Origin of the sequence: Scytonema sp. PCC 10023, assembly GCF_963920835.1 — a bacterium.
Lineage (GTDB): Bacteria > Cyanobacteriota > Cyanobacteriia > Cyanobacteriales > Nostocaceae > Kalymmatonema.
In genome coordinates, this window is sequence record NZ_CAWUDP010000055.1 from 50,039 (window position 1) to 72,501 (window position 22,463).

The following is a 22,463-nucleotide window of genomic DNA, read 5'->3' on the forward strand; positions in this document are numbered from 1 at the left end:
TGTTTCTCCCAATGATGAAACTGAAGCGTGCGGATACTTGATAACTGATAACTGATAACTGGTAACTGTTAACTGACCAGTTGCGGTTTTTCGCTACAAGCCATGATCCAAAATTTGGATTTTTAAGGAAAAAATGATGATTGCTCAATTAGCCGTTGGAGACATTATCCGCCAACAACGTGACTTTTTTAAAACTGGTAAAACCAAAGATGTTGCTTTTCGCATTGAACAGCTCAAAACTCTAAAGAAAGCAGTCGGCGAACATCTAGCTGCAATTATTGAGGCGTTGAGATCGGATTTTAATAAACCAGAATTTGAGACTTTTATAACTGAGGTTGGCGTCATTCAGGAAATTGATTATGCTATCAAACATATCAATGCCTGGACTAAGCCCAAGAAAGCCGCAAGCCGCCTGCTTGAGCAATTTACCACAGGAGCGCAAATTTATCCAGAACCGCTCGGAGTTGTTCTGATAATTGGACCTTGGAACTACCCATTCGGGCTGGTTGTTTCGCCGTTAGTGGGTGCGATCGCAGCGGGGAACTGTGCGATTCTCAAGCCTTCAGAAATTGCCCCTCATACCTCTCATGTTTTGGCTGATATTATCCAAAAGCATTTCGACCCAGCTTATATTGCTGTGGTAGAAGGAGGTGTGGAAACCAGCCAAAAACTGTTGGCAGAAAAGTTTGACCACATCTTTTTTACTGGCGGAACAGCGATTGGCAAAATTGTCATGGAGGCAGCGGCAAAACATCTGACACCAGTTACTCTTGAATTGGGCGGGAAGAGTCCTTGTATTGTAGATTCTGACATCAACGTCGAACACACCGCCAGAAGGATTACTTGGGGCAAGTTTATTAATGCTGGTCAAACTTGCATCGCCCCTGACTATCTTTTAGTAGATAAAACTATCAAGCAAGATTTGTTGGATAACATCCAAAAATGCATCCGAGAATTTTATGGCGATAATCCAGTTAGCAGCCCAGATTATGCCAGGATTATCAATCACAAACACTTGGACAGGCTGCGCGAATTTTTGAAAGATGGTGAAATTATCATTGGGGGCGAAACCAACCCAGATGATTGTTATATTGCCCCCACGGTGATTGATAATGTTTCACTGGAAGAGTCGGTGATGCAGAATGAAATTTTTGGTCCCATTCTTCCTGTGATTTCATACACCGATGTAACAGAGGCGATCGCAATTATTAACGAAAGACCAAAACCCCTGGCTTTGTACTTATTTTCTAGAAACAAAAACCTTCAAAAGCGAGTATTGCAGGAAACTTCATCCGGTGGAGTTTGTATCAACGACACAGTGATGCATTTTACTGTGCCATCTTTACCATTTGGCGGTGTTGGTGATAGCGGTATTGGTAACTATCACGGTAAAGCCAGTTTTGACACCTTTTCCCATTACAAAAGTGTGTTAAACACATCTTTGCGGAGCGATCCCAAATGGCGATACGCTCCGTATAAGGGCAAATTGCAGATGCTGAAGCGAAGCAGCACTTAAGTGGTAAGCAGCGGATGAGCGTAACGGATGTAACGGATAGTTTATTTGTGAGAGCCACAGATAACTTATCCGTTACATTTGTTAAATTATTTGTTGCCCTGATGGATTTTCTGGTAAACTAATCCCCTTAAGATATTGGCTTTTTGATTTGTGATGGACATGTGTAGACTCTGGAGAGTCATTCGCACCAGCAGATTTTTCTGATAGGGTTCGATACCCAAGCGTTGAATCGCCTGTTGGGGAAGTTGGTGATATTGGGTTTCGCTTAGGATATCTACTGACTCTAGTAGTTCAGCGTCATCTTTTAACACTTCTACTATTTGTTCGCAAATATCCTCCAACTCGGTATCTATTCCGGTGACAATGGACATATCGCGGCTGATACTGGGTTGATTTGATACTGGAGTGTAGGGTTCTAGGTTAGTCATCTGCGCGGCAATTTTGGGATTTGTGCTTCGCAGCAAGCGAATATCATCAATTCCCTTAATCACCATCACCAAACGGTCTAATCCCCAACCAGATGCCAAACCCGTGTAACCTGGTTTTAATAAACCAGGATGAGCTTCGCCACATTCTCCCACTTCAATCCATTTGTTATCTACTAAAACCTCAATTTCTAAACCATTACAGGTGTATGGGTGTGAGGTTTCATTCAGGCGATAGGATACACCAGGAAGAATTGCATGGATGATGGTTTGAATGAATTTAACTAAAGCTTCTCTACCCAGATGCTGATGTTCGCTCATCAGCCATATGTCCATTTGGTGGGGTTCGCCTACATGGCGTTTATCCACCACATCCCGGCGATAGCAAATACCGGAGTGGACGATGAGTTGTTCTCCCTGCAATTTAGGGAGTAAATCTGGCATGATGGCGGTGGTGTGAGTTCTGAGTAGTTTACCGTCGCTGAGGTAGCGGGTGTATTTTGGCGATCGCGACAAGCTATCTGAAGGGAAATAAAGTTTGTCGAAGTTGTTCGCGACTGTAGTGATAGGGGAAGAACGCCAAATTGTTGGTTCTGGATATCCGGAAGCTTGAAGATCCTCGGCTATTTTGTAGACGATAAGATTTATAGCATGAATGCCATGAGCCGGGTTCGTCAAGTCCGGTTTTAGAAGTCCCGATGGTTCATTTTTTGCCTCTCTTTATGTTGATTGTATATTACTATTGTACTACATAGAGATTATAGCGCAATCTCGTTAGTATTAACTACAGTTCCCTGACCACAATTTCGGATAATTTCGCGCAAAGGCGCAAAGGCGCAAAGATAAAGTTGGTGTCTTTGCCTAAAAAATATCACCGCGAGTATGCAGGGTACGATTTGTTATTGAGTGTGCGCTTCGCCTTGTTGATTCACCTGTTTGGGTGATTTTCGGCGTTTAATGAACCGCAGAGGCGCAGAGGAGGACACTTCCGTGCGGGGGTTCCCCCCGTTGAGGAAAGTGTCCGTTGACACAGAGGAAAGAGAAGTTTAACAGAGGGGGAGGAGGTTTTTTAAGAAGGTCTGACCTGCGCTATCAAGGTTATCATCTAGGGAAAAGATGAGGCTGCGGATTTGGATGTCGTCACTTTTAACATCCAAAGGCTGTGTAAGCTGTTTTGGGTATATCAAAATGGCTTGGTTACACTTTGTAGCTGTGGCATAGCTTACCATTTGATGAATGTCAGCATCTGCCGCTTTATCAGGAGCTTTATACTTAGTATCCAACACTGCTAATGTTTTGCTAGTAGCAGCATCGCACAGTAGTAGGTCGATAGAAAACCGTCGATTCTGACCTATTTCTACCTGATGTTGCTGCTTGAAAAAATAGCCTTTTGGCGCGTTTTGCTTCAGCCATTCTGCAACGAAACTTTCATACAGCTTTGCCATATTGACGAGAAAGGGTAGCATTGTGCGATCGCCCCTTTCATGAGTTGGTGCAGTGTTGTCTAAGAAAAATCGGCAGAGATTATGTAATAATCGATAATCTTCATTCAAGCGGTTGTACTGTCGCCCAATACAATCTTGTGAACTACAGGGTTGCAGCGTTACCAATCCTTGCAGAGCGTGATAAGCTTTTCGTACCGTTGGAGATACTCTTTTTGAACACAAGCCGCTGCAACCAATAATAAAAAGTGTCCAGGCTAGAATTTGGTTTTCTTTAATATCAGCCGTATGTTCTTCGTAGTGGCATTTAAGTTTAATATCCCACAGGTTTTGAATAGCCTGTCGCACATCTAACCTTCCCCATACATAGCTTAGTTGCTCTGTTTTAGGTAAGTATGTACGATATAATCCTTTTCGATAACGTTCTAGAATTTGCTGGGCTAAGACATAAGCCAGATGGCTGTAAAATTCCTCTAGAGATTCGCAATCCATCAGCCCTTCTAAAAAGCGGAAACTCTTTAGAGTGTATGCATATTCCAGCATTCCAAAAAGGTTTTTTATAGGCACTTTGGGATTAAGTTTTAAATCAAATTCAGTGCTTAAAGGAATGTAACCTACCCATCCATTTGATTTGAGTTGCCATTTATTACCTGTTTTATAAGTAGGAAAATCTATATTTAGTTGGTTTTTATATTTATTAAATAACTCTATTCCTACTGCTTCGGGTATCTCGTTATAATGAAATGACTGTGTTGCATATTCAGTCAGTTCAAGAATTCTTGCTTGTCCTGACTTCATAGTGATAACTGTTGCTTGACTTTCTCCCAGCGAAACTCATTTACTTTTTCTAGCTGGTTAAAGAAGTATTCTTCTAAATAAGGCTCAATTTCCATGCGCCAGATATCTTCAATATCTTCACTTAAATTATCTGTTAAGAAAAATGAAATACCTATTTCATAGTTTTTGTCATTAATTGTCTGATTCAAGCGCTGTAAAGTTTGAATCAACCCCTCTACCACCAAACCAGTTTTCAGGTGATACCGTCGTAGCACATCGTAGTTTGGGCGGAGTTCAATAAATGCGAAGCGGCGGCGCAGTGCATAATCTACTAAAGCAATTGACCTATCTGCTGTGTTCATCGTGCCAATGATACGAACGTTAGCGGGAATGTGAAACCTGTTACCGCCCGCTAGAGGGATTTCTTTGTCGCGGTACTCCAACAAATACATTAGTTCACCAAAAACTTGAGCTAAATTTGCACGGTTGATTTCGTCAATTATTAAAACGCAAATACCTTGACGGTTTTCTGCCTCTTTACAGAATTGTACAAAGCGACCTGGAACCAGCGGATATAATAATTTTCCATCTTCATTTTGGGGACGTATGCCTTGAATGAAGTCTTCATAAGAGTACGCTGGGTGAAATTGCACCAGTTCAGAAAAGCCATTACCGCCGCCGATTAAGTGTTGGGCAAGTTTTTCTGCAATGAATGTTTTTCCAGTTCCGGGTGATCCATATAGTATGGCTTGTTTTTTGCGATTAATTGCGCGTATCCAGCGTTCTAGTTCTGCTTCATTGAAGCCGATTTTTTCAGTGCATTCAGCTAAGGTATATTCTGGTTGCGATTCCACTTCTTTAAATCGTGGGTTATCCTTGCCAGTAAAATCATACTTTTTAACAGCTACTAGCCAGTTAGAAAACATATCGAACAAGTCATCGTCTCTCAAAGCTGGCACACCTGATTGGTGCATCTGCTGCGAGAATTGTGCAATCAGCTTTTTTCCAGTAAGATTCAATATAGGATAATCAGTTAGTTTTTCCGTATAGGCTGTATTTGCAAAATAGTTAATAACTCGTATCAATTGGTTGTTGAGCAATAGAAATTCCTCTGGTTGCAGTGCGTTGAGGATAGGCGTGATCGTTCCTGTTTGTAAATATTGGGCATAAGGCAGTTGCGAAAAATTTCCACAAGCTGCTGACAACTGCTTTGGCTCATCATTGCAGCGACGGACAAAATTCAAAATCGCCAAAGCAATGTACTGCCACTCTTCCGGCTTTATCCATATTGCTGCCTCAAAACATTCTTTTATGTCTTTGGTGGCAGATGAACCAATATGAATCCAAGCCCCCCTTTGACGATTTTTGGTGGTGTCTGGATAAGGTAGTAGTTGCAGTAGTATTAACTCTATTACGTCTTCTCCAGAGTCTGCTGCTGCTGCGATCGCTTCAAAGTTCCTCTTCCCCTGCTGACGCTGCTCTTCATAGGCTGCTGTGTGACGTAGCCCAAGTGGTGTGTAGGGATATGAGTTTAAAAATTCCTGAAACAGCCTCGCAAATTCATCTTTCTTTTCCGCGAACATTATGTAATCGTATACTGTAATTTTTTTCTTATTTATGAATAATATACTTAATAACCCGAAACACTAGAAGTATTATTTTGTGCTATATACTTAATGATATTAAATTCATTTTATGTTAGGTAATGATAACTTTGTGGCGGTCTAAAGTCAGAAAATTCCTCTCTTAAACGTGTTAAATTTACAGGATTAGGTAAAAGCTCAACATTTTTAAAAAATATACATACACATAGAGAAGCACCCGCATAATAAATATCAAATTCTTGGCGGCTTATTTCCGCTTTTTCACTGACTTTATTCCAAATTTTATTAAGGTCTTCCGGAAATTTTTGAATAGGAATTTCCAAAATACTATCTACTTCAAAGGAGCCTATCAAAGCCTTTTGAGGAGACGAAGCATAGACTAGCACTAAGTCACCGTTATCTAATCGAGTACGAACCCGCCGCAGTTCTACTTTCTTATTACCCTCAAATATTTTTTTTGCATATTTAGGACGTATTGATAGTAGCAGGATATTACTAGGCATTTTTATACCGTTCATATTTAATTGAATACACCTAAATTATACACTTTATCAAATAAATTTTGAGGAATTTTATAAGGTGATATAAGTAATAAATTTAAAGATGATATTTCTTGAAGTTTCTTTAAGGTTACAGGTGATATGAATAACTGTATATCGCTGAAACGAAGAGCCATAATATTTCCATCTTTATCTGTATTTATCTTTAAAATATCACTTAATGTGTACACGCCTAATCGCTGGAAACGTTGATAAAGCTCCTTAGGTTTACCAATTATGACTTCATCAAGACGAGAACAGGCTCGAATTGCTTCTACTCCGCTGAATCCTTTACCTTTACCTTCCGTTTGTTTTCCACTTACATACCATAAAATTCGGCATGGGGCTTTTAATCCTCCGGAGTTTTGAACTGATCTATAATAGACAGCTTCACGGTTGAAGGCAAGCTCAGGTTTAGCTCCAAATAGCGTTTGGTTAGCTAATTCTTCATCGAATAAATCCTTTGCCCATCTAGGTTGAATGGGAATGATAAACGTAGGAATTTCAGCATCAATAATTTTGGCTGGGAAAAGAAAGTGTTCAATATCTGCTGATGCTTGAACATCTGTGATTAAACTTTCTGTATTAAGACTAGCGGCGATGTGTCGGCAAAAATTGTATTCTGATCCCAAAGTAGAGGCTAGACTAGTGAGACGTGTGGATAGCTGTGATGCAGTTTCAGCAACTGCTAAGTTCACTTTCAGCCATCCATTATTTACTCGGACAAAAGCATCTTCTTGAATAGCCTTAATAACGGTTTCTTCTAAGTAAGACTCAGTGATTCTTGTAAATTGCCGACGTTCACGAGCAGAACGTAATATTGACTTAAAAATCAGGTGGCGTACAAGTGTGGCTGATAGAGGATTGTCTCCAATCCTTAGTATGGGAATTTCTAGCTCATAGTTTTTATGTTTACCATACACCACTAAAGCAAGAGGTAGATTTTCTTTTTCAAAAATGACATAACACTCAAATTTTTCTGATTCAGTAAGAAACCGCTGCAACTGCTGCTGAAATTCAGCCTTAGTTTCACCCTGTTTTACACTATGAAAATCATTTTTTAATAAATATTCCTGTCCTCTTTGAACTCGTACTTGCTCCAGTCGAGTACCAGCCAATCTTACAGGCTGATAGTCAGGTTTTCGACGAAGCTCCTCTAGTTGAATAAGCAGGTCACTAGAACGAATAATTAACATTCTAAAATTTTCATAAATTTCATCTGCTATATCTAATAATCGCTGTTCTCTAGTTACGAAGACGTGAGAATGTGAGGCAATGCTTCTAGCTAAATTGCGCAACTCTAGTTCCGGTATCAATAGACTTTTTTTATGTAAAAATTCTCTTAACGATTCCAACAGCTTATCTAACGTTTGACTTAAGCAGCGCAAGCAGGTAAAAGTATTTGCAAATTCGCGTTGACGTTTTCTTTCAGAGTCGTAGCTAATAATATTTATGTGGTTAAATATTTCATCAGTTATGCATAACTCTAATTCCGGAGCTAGCCAATCAGCCAACAGTAATTTTGATTCTTCATTATCAATACATTCATCTGCAGATAAATCAAAAAAGATATTGACATCAAGAACCACACAAAGTTTTGACTCAAGTTTCTGCATATAAGCAGCAGAAAATAGATTTTGATGACCATGCTCAAACCACCAAAACGTAAGCAGCTTTCCATCCTTGCTGTTTCCCGGTTTATCATATTGCGGAACAAAACCTAAACTAGACCACATTTTTTCTAACCCATAATCACGGCGACAGCTTAAGCCAATCCCACTATATTTTTCTTGAGTTCTTTGTTTAAGGTAATCAACCAGTAGTTTCGCCACCCCCTTACCTCGATATGATGAATCGACGCAAAGATGAACAATGGTAATCCGATCATAGGAACACCGATACAACAGATAGCCAATACACCCCTTTTCACGATCAATAGCTCCAAGTATCTCGCCTTTTGCAGCACGTTCCTCAAAAGCGCCTTTAGGTAAAAAACCAAGGGTTGCACGATTACGACGCCCTAGTTCTATTACGGTTGGCAGATGTGGGGATTTATTGTTAATCACTTCATTTTTCAGATATATTTGTTCTGTCAATTTTTCATACCTCCTTAACTAAATGATTAAGATTCTTGCAAAAGTAGTTGACGAATATAAGTCGCTGCTATAGAAACTAAGTCCGCAAGACAGGGACTAAGTGTGTATTTAGCCTGCGTAGGCAGAGAGAAGTCCTGCAGGCGGGTTTCCCGCCGTAGGGAACTTCGGGGCTTTGTATGTGTAGCCTCAGATTTCCAGTCTGAGGGCGTTTATCGAATTTTGCAAGATGTTTACTCTCTTAACTCCCCTCTGCGTCAACGGACACTTTCCTCAACGGGGGGAACCCCCGCACGGAAGTGTCCTCCTCTGCGCCTCTGCGGTTCGTTAAAACACCCTTTCCCCCGCCAACGTCTGCAATGCCAACAAACTAGCACCATAAGCAGGTTCATGTCGAGGAAAAATCACTTTTGCTGAAGGAAACAATGTCAAAATAGATGTGGCAAATTTCTCACGAATTCTCGATTTTCCTTGCCATAGACTTCCTGTAGTGACGACTTGAAAACGTTCGCTATTGCTAAAAATTGCATCAATAACTGTAGAAGTAGCTTTGATCAACTCTTTTACAGCATCATCAATAATTATATGAGCTACTTTATCTCCACAAGCAGCGGCGTTATCAACTATAGGTGCCAAAGCAGCTATTTCTTTTACACCCCATCCTCGCCGATATATAACTTCTATTAAATTTTCTATAGTTGTAAGACCGAGATGCTGTTTGAATTCCTCTACAAGACTTGTTGACATCTCGCGTCCATCATAAGCTTTTAATGCTGCTTGCATACCAGCTACAGCAATTTTATAGGCGCTTCCTTCATCTCCTAAAATATAGCCCCAACCGCCAACTCGCTTGGTATCTCCATTGTGATTTCGCCCAAAAACTATAGAACCAGTACCTGCTGCAACTACAATTCCAACAGGATAACCAACTCCGCCAACCAAAGCAATCAAAGCATCATTACAAATGACGATATTAGATGCTGGTAATTCCCATGTTATAGGAAGCAAGCTGCTATTTTGCAATTCTTGTACTATACCTTTTACGACTTCGATATCCTCTGGACGACCTACACCTGCTAACCCTAAGCAAATGGCTTCAATCTTAATATTATTTGTAGACTCTAACGCCTCAAATGCGGCAGCATAAATTGCAGATTCAATTGACTTTAGCGCTGCTTCTGTGCCTATACTCTGATAATTAGATGCCCCTGCTTCAGCACGACCTAGTACTTTACCTGTCTCATCCATCAAAATACAAACTGTCTTGCTTCCGCCGCCATCAATTCCTAAAACGTAACTCATATTATTTTGGATTTTCAACCGCAGTCTATAGCAGATGGACGTAGATGATTTTCTATTATATCAGCGTGGGTTTGTATTGCTCTGCGATCGCAATTCCTAGCTTAAGTTGTTTGGCGCTTATTGTCTTCGTTTAAAGGAATAAAAAATAGAGGTATCATCCCGGGAATCGTTAGTAAACAAACTAAAACAAAGAATAATGGATATCCAAATTTTGCCTGAATATAACCGCTGACTAACCCCGGTACCATCATTCCTAATGCCATAATTCCTGTAGATATAGCAAAATGAGAAGTTTTGTATTCACCTTGAGAAATATACATGAGATAAACACTAAAAGCTGTGAATCCAAAACCATATCCAAATTGCTCTAAGGAAACCAAGGGATAAACTAAACTCAGAGAGGGTTTAGTGTAAGCCATGTACACATAAAAGATATTTGGTAGATTTAATGCCAATGCCATAGGAAAAAGGCACTTTTTTAATCCGTATTTAGAAATGACAACACCACCTAAAATCCCTCCTATAATGAGGGAAATCACCCCAAATGTACCGTAGACTAAACCAACATCTGATGTTGATAACCCCAATCCTCCTAATTCTGGTTTATCTAATAGAAATAACGAAGCTAATTTCACAAGCATTGCTTCGCCAAATCTATAAAGCAATATAAAAGCTAAAATAGCTCCTATTTTCTCTTGTTGAAAATATGAAGTTATCACAGTCCAAAAAGGTATCGTTTCTGTTAACGTTTTGTCCTGGAGTTGAGAATCGGACTCAGGCAACGGTAAAATAAGACGATGAAAAATAAATAGTATCGCTAAAACTAAAGCTGAAAACCCAATAGCAAGAGTCCAGCTTAAAGGAATATTGTTGAGAGAAACTTCTAACTGACCTGCTAAATATACTAAAAACCCTGAACCAAAGATAACAGCGAGTCGATAAAAAAGTGAGCGGATGCCAGAAAAGAATGCTTGCTGTGCTGGATTTAAAGTCAGCAGATAGAAGCCATCAGTAGCAATGTCATAAGTAGCGGAAATAAATGCCCCGATTGTCAATGCTGCAAGGGAGACAAAAAAGAAATTGGGGAGTTGTAAACAAAAGGCTACCAAACCCAAACTACAGAACATGGCGAATTGTGTGCCAAGTATCCATGTTCTTTTGGTTGAGTAAGTATCAACAATAGGTGCCCATAACATTTTAATTACCCAGGGGAGATAAAGAAAACTGGTCCACAAGGCAATTTGAGTATTATTTATCCCTAGTTTCTTGTAGAAAATGACAGAAACTGTGTTGATAATGATGTAAGGCACACCAGAAGCAAAGTATAGCGTTGGGATGAAAGTCCAAGGGGAACGAGACACTGTTTGATTTTTCATGAATTTGGTTCGTTTCCTTTTCTAACACCCAATTGGACACCAATATGAAATGTTATCTGTAATTTGCCCCTCAGAAACACGCATTCCTACACCTCCAGAGACAAACTTGTCGTTTCCATCGTTGTATAGCCATGCTCCCCAAACCGCAGTCATAGACTTTCCGGCAATTTCTACTTGGGGAAACTCTAATAACTCTTGATACACATAATCTTGTTCTGTATACCACGGGTCATTACTATGACTACGAAGAATTATTTCTCCTGACTTGACAGCAAATCCTCCTTCACCTTCCCTTCCTAAAATAGGTTTAGCAAAGTATGAATTTCCTAAGTCAGATGCAGTTAATGATGTTTTTGGGAAATAATTAAAAATAATATCAGCGTCTTTAGGACTAAAAAAGTCCAGACCTAAATCTGTAATTAGGGCAAATATGCTTTTTGGTTGCAGTGCAAAGGCAGAACCAAAGTTAACAATGACAACTTTCTTCTCTAAGACAAGTTGCTCTAGTGCAAACCATAACTTTTTCCCATTTTCATCAGTGTCATGGATTGCCCATTCAACTGGATACCAGATAAATAATATATCTATCGGTTGTCCCGTTCTATAATCAAATAAATATTTACCATCTTTGACACGAAGAAACTCCAAAGGGAAAACAGCACTTTTATGATGAAAGTGGCTGCTTAACCATCTCATAGTGCCTAAATCTTCAGCATTATTCAAAGCAGTAAAAGCAACTCTACAATTGGTAATTGGTTTCTTTACACACTCTGCTGCTCTTTGTATATGCTGGTTAAGTGTTAAACTTAAGATAGTTTGAGCATTAAAATCTGGTTGTTTCAAACCGAAGTGTTGAGCAACTTTGCCATTTCCTTCAGTACACTCAAACCAGAAACTAGGAGTTTGTGGGTTTGTTTCTATAACCTTTTTGACTCCAGTTTCTTCGTTCCAGCACCAATCAAGACGCATACAAAATGGTGGTAAAGGGTCATACTTTACTATTTTGATGGAATCTTTAGGAAAGCCGTAGTAAAGTAGTGTTTCCTGATCAAGAGTGCGGATAACTGACCAAGCTTGCATTAAGACACTACCGACTAATTCAGATGCTTGCTTGATTTCCTTTATCATCTGTGGCGAAACTTTACGGCAGTGATAAAGCGCATATGGAACTTCTTGGTCAGTCAGAGGGATGCCTGTTCCTTCCTCAATGGGACAAACATTATACCACCCCATTTTCATCGACTGAAATAGGCGATCGCGTTGAGGACTATTGAAAATATCCATATTCATTGCTTGACTCTCCTAACCACCCGCATGACCACCGCGACCGAAACTACCAAAACCACCGCGACCTACCTTAGATGGGGAACGGCTTGAGCTACTATCATTGTGACTGGAACTACCGAATCTATATCCAGAACCTCCATAGTGAACTCGACTACTACCATGACTACTAGAGTTATCACAGTTATAAGGTTGTTGTGCCGTTTGTGGATGATCACAATTTGACTGAGTTGTTTCTGGAAATCTGGTACAAGAAGCAAGTAGGGATACCGTCATTATGATGACGCTGAGTTGAAGTAAACTAGGTTTTAATTTCATAAGTATTTGTACTTCTTTTGTGGGTGCTACCTCTGGAATTGATAAATAATAACTACACGAGTAAAAAAATAAATTTCGAGATTTTTTGATTAATGAACCGCCAAGACGCCAAGAGCGCCAAGAGAAGATTAAGAGAGGATGATACGTTTAATACCTTCTTTAAGTACAGGAACGTTAAAGTTGATGAGGAGGGCGAGGGGGTGGTTGGTCATTTTCAGGTAAGAAATGACTTGAGCCTCGTGGATAGGAGCTAACTTTTCCACAGCTTTCAATTCAACGATTAAAACATTACCAACGAGAAAATCTAATTCGCCCTCGCCGACCTGATAACCTTTGTAAGTTACTGCTACTGCATGCTTAGACGTGTGAGGTATTCCCCGCATCTGAAATTCCAGCTTTAAAGCCTGGTGATAAACCGACTCCAAAAACCCTGGTCCCAACACCCGATGCACCTCAATCGCCGCACCAATCACAGCATACGCTAATCTATCCATCTCCTCACTTGGCTCTCTTTTCTTGGCGTTCTTGGCGTCTTGGCGGTTCATTTCCATAAAACACTCCTCAACCCTGTGGCAAAATTTATAAAAGTCCTTCCACACTTAGTTTTCCCAGCATGACCGCAATAAACACCAACCTCCCCAGTCTTTACGAACCCTTCTCCACTGAAGCCAAGTGGCAAACATTTTGGGAAGAAAACCAAATTTACAAAGCTGACGCCAACAAAGGCGGCGAATCTTACTGCATCGTTATTCCGCCGCCCAACGTTACCGGCAGCTTGCACATGGGACACGCCTTCGACAATACGCTGATTGACACTCTCGTGCGCTACCACCGAATGAAGGGATATAACGCCCTCTATCTACCCGGAACTGACCACGCCAGCATCGCCGTGCAAACAGTTCTGGAAAAGCAACTCAAGGCAGAGGGGAAAACTCGCTATGATTTGGGACGCGAGAAATTCTTAGAACGCGCTTGGGAATGGAAGGCAAAATCTAAGGGAACGATTGTTGGTCAATTGCGGCGCTTGGGTGTATCGGTAGACTGGACGCGGGAACGGTTTACCTTAGATGAGGGTTTAACCAAAGCTGTTTTGGAAGCGTTCTTCCGCCTTTACGAAGAAGGGCTGATTTATCGCGGTAAGTATCTGGTGAACTGGTGTCCAGAGTCACAATCAGCAGTTTCCGATTTGGAAGTGGACTCGAAAGAGGTAGATGGTCATCTTTGGCACTTCCGCTATCCCCTCACGGATGATTCTGGTTACGTGGAGGTGGCGACAACCCGACCGGAAACAATGCTGGGCGATACTGCGGTGGCTGTGAATCCTAATGATGAGCGCTACAAGCATCTGATTGGGAAAACACTGACTCTGCCAATTATGAATCGGGAAATTCCCATTATTGCTGATGAGTTGGTTGACCCCACTTTTGGAACGGGTTGCGTGAAGGTGACTCCAGCGCATGACCTGAATGACTTTGAAATGGGTCAGCGGCACAATCTGCCGTTTATCAATATTATGAATAAGGACGGCACGTTGAACGAAAATGCTGGTCCTTTCCAAGCACAAGACCGCTTTGACGCCAGAAAAAATGTGGTTTCTCGTCTAGAGGCTGATGGGTTTCTGGTGAAGGTGGAGGATTATAAGCATACTGTTCCCTACAGTGAACGCGGTAAAGTCCCCGTTGAACCTCTCCTCTCGACTCAGTGGTTTGTCAAAATTCGTCCGTTAGCAAATAGGGCGCTAGAGTTCCTCGACCAGAAAAATTCTCCACAGTTTGTCCCCCAACGCTGGACAAAGGTCTATCGTGACTGGTTGGTGAAGCTGAAAGATTGGTGTATCTCTCGTCAACTGTGGTGGGGACACCAAATCCCTGCTTGGTACGCTGTGAGTGAAACAGGCGGAGCAATCGCCGACAATACGCCGTTTGTGGTGGCGAAGTCAGAAGCAGAAGCACGGGAGAAATTAAAAGCACAATTTGGAGATGATGTCAAGATAGAACAAGACGCAGATGTGCTGGATACCTGGTTTTCTTCCGGACTCTGGCCCTTTTCTACTTTGGGTTGGCCTGAGCAAACTGAAGATTTGACAACTTACTATCCTACCAGCACTCTGGTAACAGGTTTTGACATCATCTTTTTCTGGGTTGCCAGAATGACAATGATGGCAGGGCATTTTACAGGGCAGTTGCCTTTCAAAGATGTTTACATTCACGGCTTGGTGCTGGATGAGAATGGTAAGAAGATGTCCAAGTCTGCTGGTAATGGCGTTGACCCGTTGTTACTAATTGCCAAATATGGTACTGATGCGCTGCGCTACACGCTGATTAAGGAAGTGGCTGGCGCGGGTCAAGACATCCGGTTGGATTACGATCGCAAGAAGGATGAATCACCATCGGTGGAAGCATCCCGCAACTTTGCTAATAAGTTGTGGAATGCGGCGCGGTTTGTGATGATGAATTTGGATGGTCAAACGCCGCAACAATTGGGAGAACCTCACCCCCCAACCCCCTCTCCGCTAAGCAGAGAGGGGTTAGAGTTAAGCGATCGCTGGATTCTCTCTCGCTACCACCAAGTTGTTAAACAAACCAACAATTACGTCGGCAATTACGGTTTAGGGGAAGCGGCGAAAGGACTGTATGATTTTATTTGGGGCGACTTCTGCGACTGGTACATTGAACTTGTCAAATCTAGGCTACAAAAGGATTCTAACCCCGCATCTCGTCGCACTGCACAACAAACCCTCGCTTATGTGCTGGAAGGGATTTTGAAATTACTTCATCCTTTTATGCCTCATATTACCGAGGAAATTTGGCAAACTCTCACTCAACAAGGAGAGAATACTAAGCTAAGTTTGTCTTTACAACTTTACCCTGAGACTCAGCAAAACTTAATTGACCCTGCTTTGGAGGAACAATTTGAACTGTTGTTTGGGACAATTCGCACAATTCGCAATTTGCGAGCAGAAGCGGATGTTAAACCTGGGGTAAAAGTGACTGTGAATTTGCAAACCGCAAGCGATAAAGAACAGCAAATTCTCACTGCTGGACAGCCTTATATTAAAGATTTGGCAAAGGTTGAGAATTTAACTATCGCTGCTGAGCAAAAGAAAGAAACTTTTGTTGGTCAAAAATCCGGGTTCACTTGGACAAAGATAGTATTAATCATTGGCATCATTTATTTGTTTAAAGTGGGTCTAGCAGTAGCTGATTCTGTTGATGATATTCCCTTAATCGGGAGTTTCTTTAAAATTGTTGGTTTTGGTTATTCAAGTTGGTTCGTTGTCCGAAATTTAGTGCTTGCTGAGGGGAGACAAAAGTTCTGGAAGCAGTTGTTCCCACCAACTGCTGATGAAAATCAACTCCAACCAGAAACACAACAACCACAAGAACCAGAAAAAGCGATCGCTGACGTTGTTGGTACGGTGCAAGTGGTACTTCCCCTAGCTGGGGTGGTGGACATTGATGCGCTGCGTGACAAAATTAAAAAACGCCTGACCAAGGTAGAAGGCGAAATCAAAGCTCTAAGCGCTAGGTTAAGTAATCCTAATTTTGTGCAGCAAGCACGACCAGATGTGGTAGAAGGAGCGCGGAATGCCTTAGCTGAGGCTGAGAAACAAGCAGAGATTTTGCGCGATCGCCTGCGTAGGTTAGCATAGCTTTAAGGAATGTTCGTTGTTGGTTGTACAGACGCGCTATACAGCGTCTGTACATTTAGTTCTTAAAAAAGAATCACTGACAACTAACGACTAACGACTAACTGATTCCCACTGTTTTTATAAATTTAATGTATATTTCTAATCATTAAAATTTCCATGTTATATCTAGCCCAAGTGCATAAAAACGATTTTTTAGATCAGCGGCAGTTGCGATTATTAGCACGTGAGGAAGCTGAAAATATGTGGGTAATAATCCCAGAAGAAGCTTTTATTCTTCTGGGAAAAGGCAACACTTTGACTGAGAACTTGCTCGTTTTAGTGGAACTTTCTCCAACAGGCGATATAGAAAGACTAGAAGACGCCACCAATTGGGTGCTGAATTTGGTAAAAGCTTACCTAACTACTGGTATTAGTCCGGAATTCTTACAACAAGAAGCAGATCGAGCAGAACAGTGGCGACAAAACCTAACATTGCAAAACCAAGACTTAGCACGTCGTTCATTAGAATTGGAAGCACGTAGAGAACAAATTCAAGCCCTTGAAGAAAGTTTGAAACGAGATAAAAACGGCGTTCAAAAAGATGGAAGCGCTGGGTCTTAGATTGTGGATTTTAGGTTCAGCATTTGGCAGATAGTATGTATCAAGCAAAATAGAGAATCCGCTGTACAAAAATGCAAAATTCTAGCCACTTGTTAATTGAGTCCAGTAACGTTCGTAAACTTCTTCAATTTGCCCTAAAGGAGCGAGACGTTCACACTTGCTGAGAATTGACTCTGGAGGAAACAAGCTGAAATTATTTTGTACTTTCTTTGGCAATTGCTCAAACGCAGCACGGTTAGGTGTAGAAAGACTGAGGCGTTGACTTGTTTGTGCTGCTACTTCTGGTCGTAAAAGCAAGTTAATCCAAGCATAAGCTCCATCAACATTTGCGGCTGTTTTGGGAATAACTATTGTATCAGTCCATAATGAGGAACCGCTCTTAGGAATCACATATTTTAATTTAGGGTTTTCTTTAGAGATTTTTACAGCATCTGATGAGTAACACATTGCTAACAATAAATCTCCTGCCAAAATTTGATTGCGCCAAGCATCTGTCGTAAAAGCTGCTAATGCAGGTTTCAAAACCTTCAATTTTTCATAAGCTTGTTTGATTTCGTTTTCGTCTTTTGAATTGTAAGAGTAACCTAGCATCCGCAACACTGCGCCCATCACCTCTCGGACATCATTCATCAACGTCATCTGTTTTGACAGCTGTTCTTGATTCTGCCAAAGATAGTCCCAGTCTTCTGGTGGAGTTTTTAGCTTTTCGGAATTATAAATAAAACCAGTCGTTCCCCAATTAAAAGGCAAACTGTAGCTATTATTAGGGTCATAGGTAGGATTTTGAAAACGTGGGAAGAAATTATCTAAACCAATTAAACGCTCATGATTTAATTGAGTTAACAATCCCAAATTCACCATTTTCCGCACAATATAGTCGCTTGGGTAAATAACACTATAAGCGCCTCCACCCCCAGCTTGCACTTTACTTAGCATGGTTTCATTAGAATCATACACGTCTGCAAGTACTTTGATTCCTGTTTGGGCGTTATAAGTTTTGAATAATTCTTGGTCTGTATATTGTTCCCAAGTATAAATATAAAATTGGTCACGAGGACCTTTGGTAGCAGAATAAGCTCGCACATTGCCAAGTCTCCAGCCACAACTTGCTAAAGACAAGCTAGAAAGCGCAGCTAGACTTTTTAAAAATTGTCGTCTCTGAATCATTAAATTTTAACTAAAGCTAGACAATCAGTTTCCGCCCACCATGCATATATGGGCGTTTCGCGGCTTGGTAAATTACCAAAAGTATTCGGCTGTAAAACAGTGATGCGTAAGCCGTTTGTCAATTGCACAATGTAATTGACGTGAGTCCCTAGATACATGATGTTGATTAGCCGTCCTTCAAAGCAGTTCGTTTGCAAACTGGGTTTATACAGTGAAAGCTGAATTTTTTCTGGACGCACACTAACGACTACTGGTTGCGATATTTCCGTTGGTGTGTCTTGCTGGCGCTTTACAACAATTGACAGTCGTGTTTTTGTGGAAATTATGACGTTTGAACCATCGATACCTGCTATTTCACCTTCAAATAAATTGGTATCACCAATAAAATCGGCTACAAAAGGTGTCCGGGGTTGTTCGTAAATTTCGCTCGGGCTGCCTATTTGCTCAATTTTGCCTTGATTCATTACAGCAATGCGATCTGACAAGGACAATGCTTCTTCTTGATCGTGAGTCACCATGATAAAGGTTAACGTCAATTCTTTATGTAAATTTGAGAGTTCAACCTGCATTTCTTTACGCAGTTTTAAGTCTAGCGCTCCAAGCGGTTCATCTAGTAGTAACACTGCGGGACGGTTGACTAATGCTCGTGCCAATGCTACCCTTTGTTGCTGTCCGCCAGAAAGTTGACTAGGAACGCGCGATCGCAACCCTTCCATTTTCACAAGTTCCAAAGCTTCCTGAACTCTGCTTTGAATTTCGGCTCGACGTATTTTTTTTAGCCGCAGTCCAAATGCAACGTTATCCCAAACATTCAAGTGATTAAACAAAGCATAGCTTTGAAATACTGTATTGACAGGTCGGCGATAAGGAGGAACATTTGTCATAGACTGACTTTGAATCACCACCTTACCAGCGTCAGCTGTTTCAAACCCTGCAATTAAACGTAGCATGGTTGTCTTGCCACACCCTGAGGGACCTAGGATACTGAAGAATTCCCCCTGTTTGACGTTTAAGTCTACTCCATGTACAGCAGGATATTGGTTAAAAAACTTGAAAACATTGTGCAGTTCAACATCCAGCGACTCAAAAGCCACCCTCTCCCCCTGATTCTGCGTCAAAATTTGAGGCATTATCCTTTATTCGATCCTGTTATTTTCAGTGTTTGTGTTATTTAATGTAGTCGATTACGCGAACGACGAGTTACACTTTTGTTTATTCTATCCAGAAAAAGAATTCAACAATTTACAGCAGAAAATATACGATGGTGTTACAAGTCCTAGAAGAGTATTTTCACAAGCAGTATCCGGGCAAGTATAAAAAACCTGAGCGTGACGAATCACAAGCTAAGACAAAGAACTCAGAACCTGAGACTGGGGATTGATACAAAAAGTCGTGCAATCACAGGAACAAAGTCCACCTGCATAGACTCTGTAAATACCAACTTGGGTTCAAATTTGTCATTGTGCGAACACGGAGTGTAGAACTTTCATGATCCTAAGTTTTTCTACTCTCCCTTGAAGCCCTATGCCTACGGCACAGCACTGGAACGCTATGTCGTAAGCCTTGCGGACACCCTAAGCGGAGGCGCTGCGGTACGCTTCGCCTTGTCTCACTGCCCTGCAGGAGATACTTTCATACGGGGGTTCTCTCCGAGTTGGTGCTAGTGGCGTCGCGCATTGGAAAGTATCCGTAGCATCTACGTTTTCCTGCGTTTCTCTCAGTATGACAAGTTATAGCCGTAACTGCAAATCTAAATAATACTGCGTAGGGAGCCTTTGTGTCCCCTTAGAGTTCTTATTTTAAATTGTAATAAATTTATCCATATATTCTCAGGTAAAACTCAGAAAATCATAGGTGGAACTAGCAACTCATATTAGTGGTACTGATTCTAAAAATAGTATGAATTTACTCAAAAATAACCATGCCCCTAGATACGACTTGATAAATTGATATTATTCTCAAGAAAATTGGTAATTTCCTTTGAATAATGCTAATTCTTAATGGGGTTTTTGAAACCAACTAAGGAAAACAATTTAGTTTATGCTAGATAGTAAAAACCATCAAAAAAGGCTAGGCTACCCGAATTGTTTTCCTTGAAATCCGGGTAAAAAGTTAGCGTAATTGTATACATATAATGCTATTTTCTGAATCGCTATTTGTAATATGACCTTACTGCAACCACCTCAACTATCTAACAAAAAAAATACACGCACTGTAGGACGGGGTTTTCAGCCTTTATTCTTAATCATATTTACCCTATTGATGACAACTGGTATTGGCGCTCGTTTGGTGTATTTGCAAATTGTTGAAGGACCTAAACTCAGGGAACGAGCACAAGCAAACCGGATTCGGACGATCCCCAAACAACCAGAAAGAGGTAACATTTTTGACCGTAATGGCAAATTATTAGCTACAACTCGCTATCCACGTTCTGTATATTTGTGGCCAATGGCACACACGAAGCCATCATGGGAGCAAGTTGTCGGTCCGCGCCTGTCGCAAATTCTCAACATCCCTGTAGAGGAGATGGAAAAGAAATTAGAGGAGGCAGGTTACAACTCTTCTCTCGTGCGGATTGCTCGTGACCTCAACGAAGCGGAAATTACAGGATTGAAAGAATACGCTAACGAACTTAAAGACGTAGAAATTCATACAGAAGCTGTACGCTACTACCCACACGGCAAGGAGTTAGCTCATGTACTCGGATATACCAGGGAACTGACCCCAAAACAGTTGAAACAAAAGAAACAAGAAGGTTACCGACTCGGAGATGTCATTGGTCAGATGGGGGTGGAAAAAGGGTATGAAAAACTGTTGCGCGGTGAATGGGGCGGTCAGCAGGTAGAAGTGGATGGCAAAGGTCGTCCGATACGAGTGTTAGGAGAAAAACAGGCAACAGCAGGTAATGATATTCGCCTCACAATAGATTTAAATGTGCAAAAGGCAGCTGAAAAAGCTTTGAATGGACGCAACGGGGTTATTGTTGCACTCGACCCAAATAATGGTGGTGTCTTAGGAATGGTGTCTCACCCCACCTTTGACCCGAATATCTTCTCCAAACGAAGACTGTCCACAAAAGATTGGCAAAGCGTACAAGGCGAAAACCATCCTTTACTCAATCGCGCTGTCAGCAGCGCCTATCCACCCGCCAGTACTTTTAAAATCGTCACTGCGAGTGCGGGACTGGAATCAGGTAAATTTTCTCCTAACACAGTGCTGCAAACCTACGGTTCTCTCACAGTTGGCGGGGTAACTTTTGGTGAGTGGAACCATGCTGGATTTGGTCCGTTGGGATTTGCAGGAGCATTGGCTTGGAGTAGTGACACCTTCTTCTACCAAGTTGGAAGGAGAGTGGGTGGTCCGACCTTGATAGAATGGACTCAGAAATATGGATTTGGCAAAAAAACTGGCATTGAGTTTGCAAATGAAGAAACCAAAGGTAATGTTCCAGATGAAGCATGGAAGCAGAGAGTGTGGAAAATGCCTTGGACTGTAGGCGACTCCATCAATATGTCCATTGGTCAAGGCGCTTTGCAAACGACACCACTGCAAGTTGCTGTTATGTTCTCTGTACCTGCAAACGGTGGCTACAGAGTGCAACCACACTTGCTCAAAGACCATGAACAAGCAAAAAGCTGGCGCGAATCTTTAAATATGAAGCCAAGCACAATTAAAGTTCTTCGTGACGGACTGCGGAAGGTGGTGTCTGAAGGTACGGGTAAGGCGCTAAATGTGCCAACAATTCCTCCAACATCTGGTAAAAGTGGTACGGCTGAGGCGTGGAAGGGTCGTGTGAAAGCAAACCATGCGTGGTTTGGAGCATATGCTCCAGCCGACAAGCCAGAAATTGTCGTTGTAGCATTTGCTGAACATTCTGGCGGTGGTGGCGGTAGTGTTGCTGCCCCAATGGTGTTACAAGTGATGGAGGAATATTTCCAAAAGAAATATCCAGGCAAGTATCAAAAACCAAGTACTGAAGGTTCACAACCAAAAACTCAAAGCCCAAGAGCCAGGCGGCGAAACTAATAGAACTCTTGCAAAAGTATCTTTTTTAGATATAACCACAGATAAACACAAATGCACACCGATGAATTATCTGTGTTTATCTGTGTTCATCTGTGGTTTATTTTTAAAGATAACGTGAGTTCGACTCGCGTCAAAGCAGACCTCACCCCAAACCCCTCTCCTACGAGGAGAGGGGCTTCAAACCCTGATTCTAATGTTGCTCCTCCCTCTCCTTTTAGGAGAAAGAGGTTGGGAGGGTGAGGTTTGTCGAACTCACCTTAAAGATAATTGACTTTTGCAGAGAAAATAGACGTTGTACCAAATAACTGAAAGACGGAGCAATATGGAGTGAGTTGTAGTAAG

The 22,463-nt window shown here is 41.4% G+C and carries 16 protein-coding genes; 4 read left to right on the plus strand and 12 right to left on the minus strand.

Features of this window, described 5'->3' with window-relative positions; genetic code table 11:
- Positions 1-133: 133 nt before the first annotated feature.
- Entirely contained in the window at positions 134-1,516 is a 1,383-nt protein-coding gene (locus ACM0OZ_RS28850) for an aldehyde dehydrogenase (RefSeq protein WP_414586270.1), read from the plus strand.
- Between the two features lie 86 nt (positions 1,517-1,602).
- Here the strand turns inward: ACM0OZ_RS28850 and ACM0OZ_RS28855 are convergent, their stop codons facing one another.
- The 10 genes from ACM0OZ_RS28855 to ACM0OZ_RS28900 all read right to left on the minus strand — a co-directional run bounded on the left by ACM0OZ_RS28855 (position 1,603) and on the right by ACM0OZ_RS28900 (position 13,227).
- Positions 1,603-2,619: a hypothetical protein gene (locus ACM0OZ_RS28855; RefSeq protein ID WP_414586271.1), complete on the minus strand. Its 1,017-nt coding sequence runs from the start codon at positions 2,617-2,619 to the stop codon at positions 1,603-1,605.
- A 368-nt stretch (positions 2,620-2,987) separates the two neighbouring features.
- A complete protein-coding gene (locus ACM0OZ_RS28860; RefSeq protein WP_414586272.1) occupies positions 2,988-4,181 on the minus strand; it encodes an McrC family protein in 1,194 nt (397 codons plus the stop codon).
- On the minus strand, positions 4,178-5,743 hold the full coding sequence (locus ACM0OZ_RS28865) for an McrB family protein (protein WP_414586273.1): 1,566 nt from the start codon (positions 5,741-5,743) through the stop codon (positions 4,178-4,180). Before ACM0OZ_RS28865 ends, ACM0OZ_RS28860 begins: the two co-directional genes overlap by 4 nt.
- Positions 5,744-5,853: 110 nt before the next feature.
- A complete protein-coding gene (locus ACM0OZ_RS28870; protein WP_414586274.1) occupies positions 5,854-6,282 on the minus strand; it encodes an ASCH domain-containing protein in 429 nt (142 codons plus the stop codon).
- Positions 6,283-6,284: 2 nt separating this feature from the next.
- On the minus strand, positions 6,285-8,399 hold the full coding sequence (locus ACM0OZ_RS28875; protein ID WP_414586275.1) for a GNAT family N-acetyltransferase: 2,115 nt from the start codon (positions 8,397-8,399) through the stop codon (positions 6,285-6,287).
- Positions 8,400-8,723: 324 nt separating this feature from the next.
- Complete coding sequence (locus ACM0OZ_RS28880) at positions 8,724-9,698, minus strand: N-acetylglucosamine kinase (RefSeq protein WP_414586276.1); 975 nt, start codon at positions 9,696-9,698, stop codon at positions 8,724-8,726.
- Positions 9,699-9,799: 101 nt separating this feature from the next.
- On the minus strand, positions 9,800-11,074 hold the full coding sequence (locus tag ACM0OZ_RS28885) for an MFS transporter (RefSeq protein ID WP_414586277.1): 1,275 nt from the start codon (positions 11,072-11,074) through the stop codon (positions 9,800-9,802).
- Between the two features lie 21 nt (positions 11,075-11,095).
- Positions 11,096-12,364 (minus strand): glutathionylspermidine synthase family protein, encoded by a 1,269-nt coding sequence (locus ACM0OZ_RS28890; protein ID WP_414586278.1) that lies wholly within the window; start codon positions 12,362-12,364, stop codon positions 11,096-11,098.
- Between the two features lie 12 nt (positions 12,365-12,376).
- On the minus strand, positions 12,377-12,676 hold the full coding sequence (locus ACM0OZ_RS28895; protein ID WP_414586279.1) for a hypothetical protein: 300 nt from the start codon (positions 12,674-12,676) through the stop codon (positions 12,377-12,379).
- Between the two features lie 128 nt (positions 12,677-12,804).
- Positions 12,805-13,227, minus strand: coding sequence for a GxxExxY protein (locus ACM0OZ_RS28900; protein WP_414586280.1), 423 nt, complete (start codon positions 13,225-13,227; stop codon positions 12,805-12,807).
- Positions 13,228-13,289: 62 nt separating this feature from the next.
- Here ACM0OZ_RS28900 and ACM0OZ_RS28905 point away from each other — a divergent pair, with 62 nt between their 5' ends.
- Entirely contained in the window at positions 13,290-16,328 is a 3,039-nt protein-coding gene (locus ACM0OZ_RS28905; RefSeq protein WP_414586281.1) for a valine--tRNA ligase, read from the plus strand.
- A 156-nt stretch (positions 16,329-16,484) separates the two neighbouring features.
- Positions 16,485-16,928 carry a hypothetical protein gene (locus ACM0OZ_RS28910; protein ID WP_414586282.1) on the plus strand — a complete coding sequence of 148 codons (444 nt, stop codon included), beginning with the start codon at positions 16,485-16,487 and terminating at the stop codon, positions 16,926-16,928.
- 81 nt (positions 16,929-17,009) lie between these two features.
- Here ACM0OZ_RS28910 and ACM0OZ_RS28915 read toward each other — a convergent pair whose 3' ends face one another.
- A complete protein-coding gene (locus ACM0OZ_RS28915) occupies positions 17,010-18,095 on the minus strand; it encodes a spermidine/putrescine ABC transporter substrate-binding protein (RefSeq protein ID WP_414586283.1) in 1,086 nt (361 codons plus the stop codon).
- Positions 18,095-19,225: an ABC transporter ATP-binding protein gene (locus tag ACM0OZ_RS28920; RefSeq protein WP_414586284.1), complete on the minus strand. Its 1,131-nt coding sequence runs from the start codon at positions 19,223-19,225 to the stop codon at positions 18,095-18,097. Before ACM0OZ_RS28920 ends, ACM0OZ_RS28915 begins: the two co-directional genes overlap by 1 nt.
- A gap of 1,033 nt (positions 19,226-20,258) precedes the next feature.
- Between ACM0OZ_RS28920 and mrdA the strand changes: the two genes are divergently transcribed.
- The gene (gene mrdA, locus ACM0OZ_RS28925; RefSeq protein WP_414586285.1) at positions 20,259-22,121 is read left to right on the plus strand and encodes a penicillin-binding protein 2; all 1,863 of its coding nucleotides are present in this window, start codon (positions 20,259-20,261) and stop codon (positions 22,119-22,121) included.
- Positions 22,122-22,463 lie beyond the last annotated feature (342 nt).

Coding starts and splice junctions, on each gene's coding strand:
- ACM0OZ_RS28900 (WP_414586280.1), bottom strand. CDS start 13,227: ATGGAAATGAACCGCCAAGACGCCAAGAACGCCAAGAAAAGAGAGCCA.
- ACM0OZ_RS28915 (WP_414586283.1), bottom strand. CDS start 18,095: ATGATTCAGAGACGACAATTTTTAAAAAGTCTAGCTGCGCTTTCTAGC.
- ACM0OZ_RS28870 (WP_414586274.1), bottom strand. CDS start 6,282: ATGAACGGTATAAAAATGCCTAGTAATATCCTGCTACTATCAATACGT.
- ACM0OZ_RS28910 (WP_414586282.1), top strand. CDS start 16,485: ATGTTATATCTAGCCCAAGTGCATAAAAACGATTTTTTAGATCAGCGG.
- ACM0OZ_RS28890 (WP_414586278.1), bottom strand. CDS start 12,364: ATGAATATGGATATTTTCAATAGTCCTCAACGCGATCGCCTATTTCAG.
- ACM0OZ_RS28920 (WP_414586284.1), bottom strand. CDS start 19,225: ATGCCTCAAATTTTGACGCAGAATCAGGGGGAGAGGGTGGCTTTTGAG.
- ACM0OZ_RS28895 (WP_414586279.1), bottom strand. CDS start 12,676: ATGAAATTAAAACCTAGTTTACTTCAACTCAGCGTCATCATAATGACG.
- ACM0OZ_RS28865 (WP_414586273.1), bottom strand. CDS start 5,743: ATGTTCGCGGAAAAGAAAGATGAATTTGCGAGGCTGTTTCAGGAATTT.
- ACM0OZ_RS28860 (WP_414586272.1), bottom strand. CDS start 4,181: ATGAAGTCAGGACAAGCAAGAATTCTTGAACTGACTGAATATGCAACA.
- mrdA (WP_414586285.1), top strand. CDS start 20,259: ATGACCTTACTGCAACCACCTCAACTATCTAACAAAAAAAATACACGC.
- ACM0OZ_RS28880 (WP_414586276.1), bottom strand. CDS start 9,698: ATGAGTTACGTTTTAGGAATTGATGGCGGCGGAAGCAAGACAGTTTGT.
- ACM0OZ_RS28905 (WP_414586281.1), top strand. CDS start 13,290: ATGACCGCAATAAACACCAACCTCCCCAGTCTTTACGAACCCTTCTCC.
- ACM0OZ_RS28850 (WP_414586270.1), top strand. CDS start 134: ATGATGATTGCTCAATTAGCCGTTGGAGACATTATCCGCCAACAACGT.
- ACM0OZ_RS28885 (WP_414586277.1), bottom strand. CDS start 11,074: ATGAAAAATCAAACAGTGTCTCGTTCCCCTTGGACTTTCATCCCAACG.